The organism is Candidatus Equadaptatus faecalis (assembly GCA_018065065.1).
Taxonomy (GTDB): Bacteria; Synergistota; Synergistia; order Synergistales; family Synergistaceae; genus Equadaptatus; species Equadaptatus faecalis.
This window is the reverse complement of sequence record JAGHTZ010000009.1, coordinates 1-9,557: the sequence shown is the minus strand read 5'-3', so window position 1 is coordinate 9,557 and position 9,557 is coordinate 1. Positions and strand designations below refer to the sequence as shown.

The following is a 9,557-nucleotide window of genomic DNA, read 5'->3' as shown; positions in this document are numbered from 1 at the left end:
CTCGGAAGCGCGGCTCTTAAAATCATTCCCGAAGAAATACGGGACAAAGACGGAATCGTACCGCAGCTTTCAATCTACAGGGACACGAAAAACAACAAAATAGTCATTAGCTGCAATTCCTTTGAACGTTCCGAAATCATCACAACGGACGAAAACGGCAATGCAGTCCTCGTTCCCGACACAGAATTTTCCAATGCAAGATACTAAATACAGACAAGCGGGGGACTGATTTCAGTCCCCCCGCTATTTTAATGCCTGCACTTAAAAATTTTATGCCATAGTATACAATCGGATGTATAATACGTTTATTAAGAAAACCGTTCGGAAAGAATATAGGCACTATCTGCCTGTATAAGCAAGTATCTGGGGGATAAAAAATGCCTCAAATTGATGATTTAAAATCAGAAATAGCCGTACTAGTTAAGAAGGGCTATACAATAGCAGGATATCTAAATCAATATTCAGAAAAAGATAATCATGAATTATTTTTATCTGAATATGAACCTTGGTATACGAAATCTCTTGTACTCATAGACCAATTTCTTCCTCAACGCAAAGAAGATTTTATGCGCTTGTATACCGACAACAACAGAAAAGAATTAAATATACATACGTACTCTATTTCAGACGCACTTAATGGTATCACCATATCACGTGGCTGGGAAGAAATATATAATCCCCAAACAGCTGTACGACTTTTATTCCGCCAAGTTCAGATACTCAAGACTTGTTTAGAAATATTTGATAGTCGCGTATTTGAAATGAAATCTATTTTGCAGAGAGAGCTGTTTGATTCAGATTTGAGGGCGGCAAAGCATTTACTGAATAATGGATACATCCGCGCTTCAGGGGCAATAGCAGGAGTTGTTTTTGAAAAATATCTTGCAACGCAATGTTTGAAATATAATTTAGACGTTCCAAAGCCTGGTTTGTCTAATTACAATAATACACTCAAAAAAGCTAAAATAATTAATCAAATTGAGTGGCGTGAAAACGAAGTTCTAATAGATATCCGGAATAAGTGCGATCATCTAAATGAACCTACTACTGAAGAAACAACCAAACTTATAGATATGACAGAAAAAATGCTGAATACTACAAAATAGGATAGTATATTAATCTTGGAAATTCAGTTCTTGAATTGTGCATCAAATTAACAATACATTAAAACAAATTTCCTTCATCGTATAGAATTTCTACGCTAAAATCCTCATTGATACCAAGTATAAAATCAACTAAATGAACAGATTTAATAGCTTTCGCTTTATGCGCTGTTTTAGGATATCCGATACCATAATATATATTATGAATCACATACTTATTCAGTAAAGATTGTATAGCTTCAGAATATATATCCGTACTCCTTAAAAAATTAACTTTCTTAAAATCATTAAAATAAAAATATCCTTTGTTTTCAAAAAACACACAGATATCATCTTTTACAGCAACAATATCAGGATTAATAGAATCCTTCATTTTTTCTTTTGTGCCATTTGGGTGTAAAAAATGCCCCGTCCCGCTTTGTGGAAAATCGAAACACACAATATCCCACTTGTTAAGCAGTAACCATTTTATGAGAGCTTTTGTGACCTGTTCTTCTGTCATTACGCATCTCTCCATAAACACCCGTCAGGGAAAATAATTGCATCAGCAAAATAAGAGAAAACCCTAACATGTTTTACTTTAGAATAAGTTGAGCCATACCGTACTTGCATGAGATATCTAGGAATTTCATAATTTTTTAGTTCATTGTAATTTTTTACCAATAAATTGTGCCGAGCACTATGTTTTACATCGTTAAAAAAATCAACAATTGTTGAGTTTTTTTCGTTGATAACGTTCAATGTGTTATTGTCATTATCAATATCAAGTTTTCCGAATACTAATACAAGATTATCTCGTCTATCTTCAAATGTTGTTCCTTCTCTACACCTCAGGTAATCTATTGCCGCTAATGCACCAGGATACGGATCTCCTCTAAACTTTGCATTTACTTGATAAATAGAAGTATATTCCCTATTTCTTAACAACTCCCCTATTCTGTAATTGTCATCCTCGTATCGTGCAAGGTAGTTAAGAAGATAATCTGTCTTTACTCTAGTCACAGCTGTTAGTGGTGACATTTTTGTTATAGGTTTATTTTCAGCTTTTAGTGAAAATTGTTCATTCATATAGTCTCGTTGTTCACGAATTACTAAATTACGCAATAAATTTTTGCGTGCGGAAGCAACACCTTGGTTCTCTGTCATAGATAAAATTTCATTTATTGCTCTAAACATTTTCTGCATACTTTCCGCATTAGCATCAGGACAATCAGGGTATTCAATTACATTAGAATCTTTCCTAAGCCCTTTATTTAGTAGATTTGGCGATAGTTCAGGGTGTTCTTCAAATTGTTTGATATCTGTTGGGAAATAATACAATAATGCTGGGATTTGATAAATAGCCATTACAGACTCTAATGCACGAAAAATCATAGGATTAATTTTATCCCATTTGGGTGTTGCTCCTTGCCTAGTAATTATAGCTCCTTCGGGATATATATAAAACGCAGGGACACTATTTTCTACAGAAGCAGCTATACGTGCAAATCTTTGGAATGAATTATGTCCTGTCCCAGCTTCAGTAGTAATTTCAATAGAAAAAATTGGTTCATTATCTTTTTCAACAATTAAATCGCAAGCATCAAGATAAAGAATTTTGCGAATATGATCGGGGGTAGTATAAAAGTCTCTCGGCTTACTTGCGTCACTTTCATACATTCGTTTTTTTACGATATCATACCTTGTAGTAAGTATTGTATGGTCTATAATAAAATCAGCAAAACTTTCAGTACTATACCAAACTCTATACATTACAACTCGCTCCTAAATTTAAAGATATTTAAGTTGCTCTGCTAAATATCTTGCAATATGATAAACTAACAATGGCGGGACTGCGTTTCCTGTTTGTACACGTTCTTGAACAATACCACCTTCAAAAACATATGAATCTGGGAAACTTTGTATTCTAGCTCTTTCACGTATTGTCAATCCGCGATTTTGTTCAGGATGACCAAACTGAAATTGCGGTCTAATACCACCTGCCAGTTGTGTCGGGCTAGGTAAATCGTATCTTAAGCGAATACGTTGTTTAAATTTAGCATACATAGGCTGACCAGGCTGTGTATTTGCTATTTTATTAATAGTTTCTTGAGGGTGGTTTGGAGAAACATGATTATATAATCTATCTGAGGCTGGTATTTCCTCTATATCACCCTGTCCGCGCATTAATTGTTGATATGCTGTCAATTTGCACTTTCTATACTTTGAAACAGAATCATGGTTACCTAATTTAGGCAGGTCTGAAATTGCATCAGCTACAGTTCGATAATCTTCCTTAAAATTACCATCAGGTATTTTACATTTTATTCCTAAAGAGTGCTTTATACCCAAAAAGATCAACCGTTTCCGTATTTGTGGCACACCATATTCAGCAGAATTTACCAAACGCACATCCGTATCATAGCCAAGTGCTTTCATATAATCTTCTATCTCTTTCCTAAATTTGCCACCGGCAGCATGCGTCATTCCAGATACGTTTTCTAGGATAATACATTTTGGATTAAATTCTTTAACAAAACGCATATATTCTAGAAAAAGGAAATTCCTTTCATCATTGTCATTATGCTTCCTATTAGCTATAGAAAAACCTTGGCAAGGAACTCCACCTGTAATTAAATCTACTTCATTTACGCCTTTATTTTTTAATAGATTATTGATTTTTGTAGCGTCTATTTTATATATATCACCTAAACATCCAATAGCATGTGGATGATTTCGTGTCCATGTACGCATAGCAGGCTCAAAATGATCAACGCCAAAGACTGACTGAAAACCTGCCCATGCACAACCCACAGCGAATCCCCCTGCACCACAAAATAAGTCAATCATTTTTAACTTGTTGACTTCAAGTTCAAAATTTTCAGCATTAATGAGTATAGATTCATTATCACGTACATAAGCACTTTTCTCTGAGGGTATAGTCTTATCCCACACGTTGGTAATCATTTTTTTCTCCCTTTGTGTACCATTCAGCAATGGATATACAACGACCTCGTTTATTATATCAGTTATAAAAAGTTTTTGTTGACAATATTCCATTTTTAATACTTCCTCCTCTAAGTTCGCTCTAAGATTGTGTCCAAATAACTCTTAACTACACATGCAGCGTATAGAATTAATTCTAAGCAATTACTTCTTTGAAAATGTCATTTTCAAAATGACATTTTAAGAAATATTTATGCTATACTGCAAGCTTTCTTCCGCATATATTTTCGTACAATTCCCTGATTTTGTCCTGCCACTCTTTATTCAGCACGGCAAAAATAAACAGAGGGCAGATGCCCTCTGTTTTTGTATTCGTTTGCGTTTGCTGTTTCTTTTCCGTTTTTTCAGCCGTCAAGTCCGAGGTCGCGGCGGAATTGTTTTACGTCGTTTTCGTCCCAGTCTTCTGGGTTTTCGTGATTGTTCGGGTCAAACGTCCATTTGTGAATTTCCCCATCGGGGAGTCCGCCTTTGCGGTTTTGTTTCATTACTACGGCGAGCAGGGCTTCAGCTTTACGGGCGTCTTTGAGCCCCTGTTTATAGACTTCCGTGTCTTTGTCGGTGTCTTCTTTAACGAAGGTCATTGTTATCAGCGGTTCTTTGGTGTCTTCTATCTGCAGAAGCAGTTCCACGCCGTCGCTGACGGGTATGTATTCCTTTCCGGCGCCCGAAGCGCCTATTATTGCCCCTGCCGAGGTGTATTTTTTGTCTATCATATTTCCGATAAGGGCTCCTGTGACCGCCCCTGAGAATGCGTCGCTTTCCTCGCGGACGTGTCCGTTTTCGCAGAGTTTGTACCCGAGCAGTTTTGAGTACGGTATTAGGTATGCTTCGTCGCCTATGGGACTGCACATTATCTGTTTGCTTTTGTCGTCAAGCAGTATGAAGGGAAGTCCGTAGTACACGTCCTGACTGTCCGCGTCAAAGCCGTGTTTCAGATGGAATATGTGCACCTGTTTCGTGACTTCGTAGACGTGTTCAAGGTATTCCTGTTTTTTTTCTTTTTTGTCAGCGCTGTTTGCCCAGGCAATTATTATTGCGATAATTATACCTGCCAATACGGCTATGCCCATTCCGTCTCACTCCTCCATAATGATGTATGGATTATTGCATTTTTTGCGCGTTTTGCAATGCGTAATTTTACGCAGTTTTATGTCTCTATATCACCGATGCGGGACACATCCAGACTTCCCTGCTGAGCGGCATCAGTTCGTCGCAGAGACAGATTATGAGTTCCGGTTCGATTTTCATTTTCAGTCTGCCAAGCGCCCGAAGATTTCTTTCCGATACGGCAGGCAGTTTGTTTTTCTTGATTTCAATCGGGTATATTCTGTCTGCTCCGGCAAGCAGCAAATCAATTTCGCGTTTGTCCACGTCCCTGTAATAGTACAGGTTCGGGCGTTTCCCGCTGTTCAGGCAGCTTTTCCATATTTCCGTGACAACGTAGGTTTCAAGAAATGCCCCGTCCATTGCCCCGTTCATAAGCACTTCCGCTGTTTCCCAGCGGCACAGCCAGGCGGCAAGCCCCGTGTCGGTAAAATAAACTTTTGGAGTTTTGACAAGTCTGCTGGTGAGATTTGAAAAGTATGGACGGAGCAGAAGTATTACGCCTGAGCGTTCAAGTATCGACACCCAGTTCTTTGCGGTAGGCGCCGATATGCCTATGCTTCGCGCGATGTCTTCGTATTTCAGTTCCTGTCCCGTTCTTGCCGCCATATAGACAAGAAAATCAAAGAACGCCGTAAGACTGCCTACCTGAGCCAGTTCTTTGATGTCGCGTTCGAGATATGTGTTCACGTAGTCTGAGTAGTAACGTTCCCTGTCAGGGTTTTCCGCACACAGCACAGGCATTCCGCCCTGAAATATTCTTTCGTATATTTCTTTTGCGCTTTTTGTTTTCATAACAGCTGTTCTTTTTTTCAGCACTTCCAATTCAGCGGAGAAAAGCTCCGCCGGTCTGTTTTCAAGTTCAGCCGTTGTCAGCGAGGAAAGCTCAAAAACTGCCGCACGGCCGGCAAGCGATTCAGAAACGCCCTGCATAAGCTCAAATTTCTGAGAGCCTGTAAGCCAAAAGCTTGCTTCACTTTTTCCGTTCAGTTTCTCTCCGTCAACTATCCGTTTTATTTCAAGAAGAAGCTGGGGAGCACGCTGTATCTCGTCAATCAGCAGGCAGTTTCCGTAGGTTTCAAAGAAGAGTGCGGAATCTTTGAGCGCAAGGTTCAGCGCTTTGGCATCGTCAAGCGTTACGTAACGCCGTTTCTCTTCTTTTATGTGACAGAGCATGGTCGATTTGCCGACCTGCCGCTGTCCGCAGACAATCAGTACAGGATTGTGTTCCGCCGCTTTAAGCAGCTGTCGTTCCATGTGCCGTCTGATGTACATTGCGCCGCCTCCCCGAGAAATCTAAAGTGCGACTTTATTTTACTCGGGGTTGGCGTTTTTTGCAAGCGACATAAGGCTGTTTAGTTTTGCGAAAGTAAGTTGCGGGGTTTTATCCGGTTTTTCAGAGAGTTATTTCAGGCAGAATCTGCCTTTTGCGGACGTGCCGCTGACTATGCGCGTTCCCGTTTCGCCTTTGAAGGCGGCGAACGCGTTTTCAAGGTTTGTGATTATGGTTTTTCTTCCGTTTGCTGAGCGGGCAAAATCCGCCGCCGCTTCCATTTTGGGGAGCATTGAGCCTGCGGCGAATTGTCCGTCGGCTATGTATTTCTGCGCTTCGCCGACGGTTATTGCGCCCAGGTCTGTTTCGTTCGGTTTTCTGTAGTTTACCGACACTTTTTCGATGCCGGTGATTATCAGCAGACAGTCCGCGCCAAGCTGTTCCGCAAGCAGCGCGGATACGTAGTCTTTGTCTATGACCGCGTGTACGCTTCTGTACCCTTCGCCGTCTTTTACAACGGGTATTCCTGCGCCTCCGCAGGTGATTACGACTTTTCCTTTGTCCGCCGCCTCGCGTATTTCTTTTATTTTCAGGATTTCAAGCGGTTTCGGCGATGCAACCGCCTGTCTGTAGCCGCGTCCCGCGTCTTCCATAACCGCTGTTCCCGTTTTTGCGGAAAGTGCTTCCGCTTCTTCTTTGCTCATGAATTCCCCTATCGGTTTTGAGGGGTTGCAAAACGCGGGGTCGTTTTCGTCAACAAGCACTTCGGTGATTATCGATTCCGCTTCGGCATCTGTCATTCCGCGTTTTTCAAATTCAGCACTAAGCGCGTTTTTAATGTCGCCGCCTATGTATGCCTGTGTCATCGCTATTTTTGCGGAGAACGGGACTTCAGCCGCTTTCGCGTTCGTTTCGGCAAGTCTTTTCAGCACGCTTTCAAGAATGCCGAGCTGAGGGCCGTTTCCGTGCGTTATTACAACGCTCCAGCCTTCCTGTATCATGTCAGCGGCACACGAAGCGGCAAGTTTTGCCCCTTCAAGCTGTTCGCTGTGAGTGTGCCCGAGCGCATTTCCGCCTATGGCAAGTATGACGCGTTTTGTCATTTCTTTTGTATTTTAGAAGTTCCTCATAAGGTCTTCAAAGGTGTCTGCCCTTCTTATGCACTGCAGGGTGCCGTCTTCTTTGATTAGCACTTCCGCAGGTTTCAGCCGGCAGTTGTAGTTTGAGGACATGCAGAAGCCGTATGCCCCCGCGTTTTCAACGGCTATCAGGTCGCCTTCGCGCACTGGTCCTATGTTTCTGTCATGCGCGAGCACATCGCCGCTTTCGCAGATGTTGCCGACAACGTTTACGGAACCGTCTGCAGGCTTAAGGCTTACGTCTCCGCCGCCGAGCACCGTTATGTGGTGGTAAGAGTCGTACATTACGGGGCGCTGAAGAACATTGAAGCCAATGTCTGTTCCAACGTATTTTGAGCCGTAGTTGTCTTTTATCGAATGAACCCTGCCGAGTATTACGGAGCTTTCCGCAACCACGTAGCGGCCTGGTTCGCAGTTGAATTCAACCTTTTTGTTATCGTAGCCTTCGCGGAATTCTTCGAGTATGGGACGGAACTGTTTCATAAATTCCTTGAAGTCAAGGCGCGGCTCTCCTGGTTTGTAAGGGCAGCCGAAGCCTCCGCCGAAATCAACGAATTCGAGTCCCGGGAAGCAGCGTTTCACGAGCTCGAGAAGCGCTTTTGCGGCGTCGATGTACGGAATAGGGTCAAGGAACAGCGAGCCTATGTGCTGCTGAACTCCGACAAGGCGCAGTTTGTATCTGTCAAGCACAGGGGCGACCTGGTCAAACAGTTCCGCCTGAACGCCGAATTTCGTTTCGTGTCCCGCGGTGATAACTTTTTTGTCGTGGCCTGCGCCCATTCCGTAGCCTGGATTGACGCGGATTGAAATTCTTCCGCCCGGGTTTATTTTGCCGTAGGTTTCAAGCTGGCTGAGTGAGTCAACGCTGAGAAGCACGTTTCTGTCTATCGCGAATTTCATTTCTTCCGCCGAAACGTTGTTTGTTATGCAGTAGATTTCCGCGTCCGTAAAGCCCGCCTTTTCGGCAAGGAAGATTTCGCCCGGCGACATTGCATCGCAGTAAAAGCCTTCTTCGCGGATTATTTTCATGAGGTGAATGTTCGTGTTGGCTTTGATCGAGTAGCTGGGTATCAGCATACCGTCAAAGGCTTCAAGCATTTCGCGGCAGTGCGCGCGAAGTTCTTTTTCGCTGTAAACGTACACTGGCGTGCCGTATTTTTCCGTTATTTCCTGTGCAAGCTTAAGGTCAACAAACATGGAGTCAGCCCCTTTTGGATTTGTTTATCACCGTAAAATACTACACTTATACCGTAAAAAAATCAAACGGACTATGAAAGTGCTTTTTCAATCCATTTATTGAAAGCGCCGCCGATAAACATCGGAATGTCTTTTCTGTACATTCTTCCTGAGCAGGCTTCGTGAGGGAACGGGATAAATTTCGTTTCAGGCGAAATAACGGGCAGATACATTGGGTCAGCAATCACAAGCTCCGCACCGCGAAGCGCCGTTTCGATTTCGTCTTCATAGCGCGCCTCTGCGTCGTTTTCAAAAAGCTGTCCGAAAGAGTATTCCGTCGGGCATATTACGTTCGCGTCAATTCCGAAATCGCGTTTCAGCGCCGCGCGTATTGAACAGGCGGTTACAGCCTCGCCTATGACGTAATTTTTAGACGGCTTTATTTTAGGCTGTTTTACATTGGATTTATCTTTAATTGCACACAATATTTCTTCCGAAAAAGCTTTGCCGACAGGGCATCCGACAACGTACGGTGCGCCGTATTTTTCTTTCAGAGCTTCCGCCGCTCCGAAGCCGCATGAAGAAACGACAACGTTTATTTCCGCTTTTCCGGCGCGTTTCAGTTCTTCGGGAGCAGAATTCATTGCCCACACCGAATTGACTTTAAGTCCCTTATTCTCAAAGAAAGTTTTCAGCGCTTCCGCATTTCCCGTCACCGAGAAATCAAGCGGCGTTACGCCGAGAAGGTTGACGCTTCCGCTTTCTTTTTCCTCTGCC

Annotated in this window: 10 protein-coding genes; 2 read left to right on the top strand and 8 right to left on the bottom strand. The window is 42.5% G+C overall.

The features are described from left to right. The coding region (locus KBS54_00780) for a hypothetical protein (GenBank protein MBQ0054670.1) at nt 1–207 on the top strand (207 nt) is incomplete at its 5' end. A 170-nt stretch (nt 208–377) separates the two neighbouring features. After that, on the top strand, nt 378–1,106 hold the full coding sequence (locus KBS54_00775; protein MBQ0054669.1) for a hypothetical protein: 729 nt from the start codon (nt 378–380) through the stop codon (nt 1,104–1,106). A 58-nt stretch (nt 1,107–1,164) separates the two neighbouring features. Here the strand turns inward: KBS54_00775 and KBS54_00770 are convergent, their stop codons facing one another. The 8 genes from KBS54_00770 to KBS54_00735 all read right to left on the bottom strand — a co-directional run. Continuing rightward, nucleotides 1,165–1,605, bottom strand: coding sequence for a hypothetical protein (locus tag KBS54_00770; protein MBQ0054668.1), 441 nt, complete (start codon nt 1,603–1,605; stop codon nt 1,165–1,167). Continuing rightward, nucleotides 1,605–2,855, bottom strand: coding sequence for a hypothetical protein (locus KBS54_00765; GenBank protein MBQ0054667.1), 1,251 nt, complete (start codon nt 2,853–2,855; stop codon nt 1,605–1,607). Before KBS54_00765 ends, KBS54_00770 begins: the two co-directional genes overlap by 1 nt. A gap of 18 nt (nt 2,856–2,873) precedes the next feature. Then, entirely contained in the window at nt 2,874–4,142 is a 1,269-nt protein-coding gene (locus KBS54_00760) for a DNA cytosine methyltransferase (protein MBQ0054666.1), read from the bottom strand. A gap of 290 nt (nt 4,143–4,432) precedes the next feature. Beyond that, the gene (locus KBS54_00755) at nt 4,433–5,158 is read right to left on the bottom strand and encodes a glycine zipper family protein (protein ID MBQ0054665.1); all 726 of its coding nucleotides are present in this window, start codon (nt 5,156–5,158) and stop codon (nt 4,433–4,435) included. Nucleotides 5,159–5,243: 85 nt separating this feature from the next. After that, the gene (locus KBS54_00750) at nt 5,244–6,467 is read right to left on the bottom strand and encodes an ATP-binding protein (protein MBQ0054664.1); all 1,224 of its coding nucleotides are present in this window, start codon (nt 6,465–6,467) and stop codon (nt 5,244–5,246) included. Nucleotides 6,468–6,596: 129 nt separating this feature from the next. Further along, nucleotides 6,597–7,568 carry a carbamate kinase gene (locus tag KBS54_00745; protein ID MBQ0054663.1) on the bottom strand — a complete coding sequence of 324 codons (972 nt, stop codon included), beginning with the start codon at nt 7,566–7,568 and terminating at the stop codon, nt 6,597–6,599. Between the two features lie 12 nt (nt 7,569–7,580). Continuing rightward, nucleotides 7,581–8,801, bottom strand: coding sequence for a diaminopimelate decarboxylase (gene lysA / locus KBS54_00740; GenBank protein ID MBQ0054662.1), 1,221 nt, complete (start codon nt 8,799–8,801; stop codon nt 7,581–7,583). A 71-nt stretch (nt 8,802–8,872) separates the two neighbouring features. Continuing rightward, nucleotides 8,873–9,557 (bottom strand): oxidoreductase (locus KBS54_00735; GenBank protein MBQ0054661.1); only part of this gene is annotated, 685 nt, incomplete at its 5' end.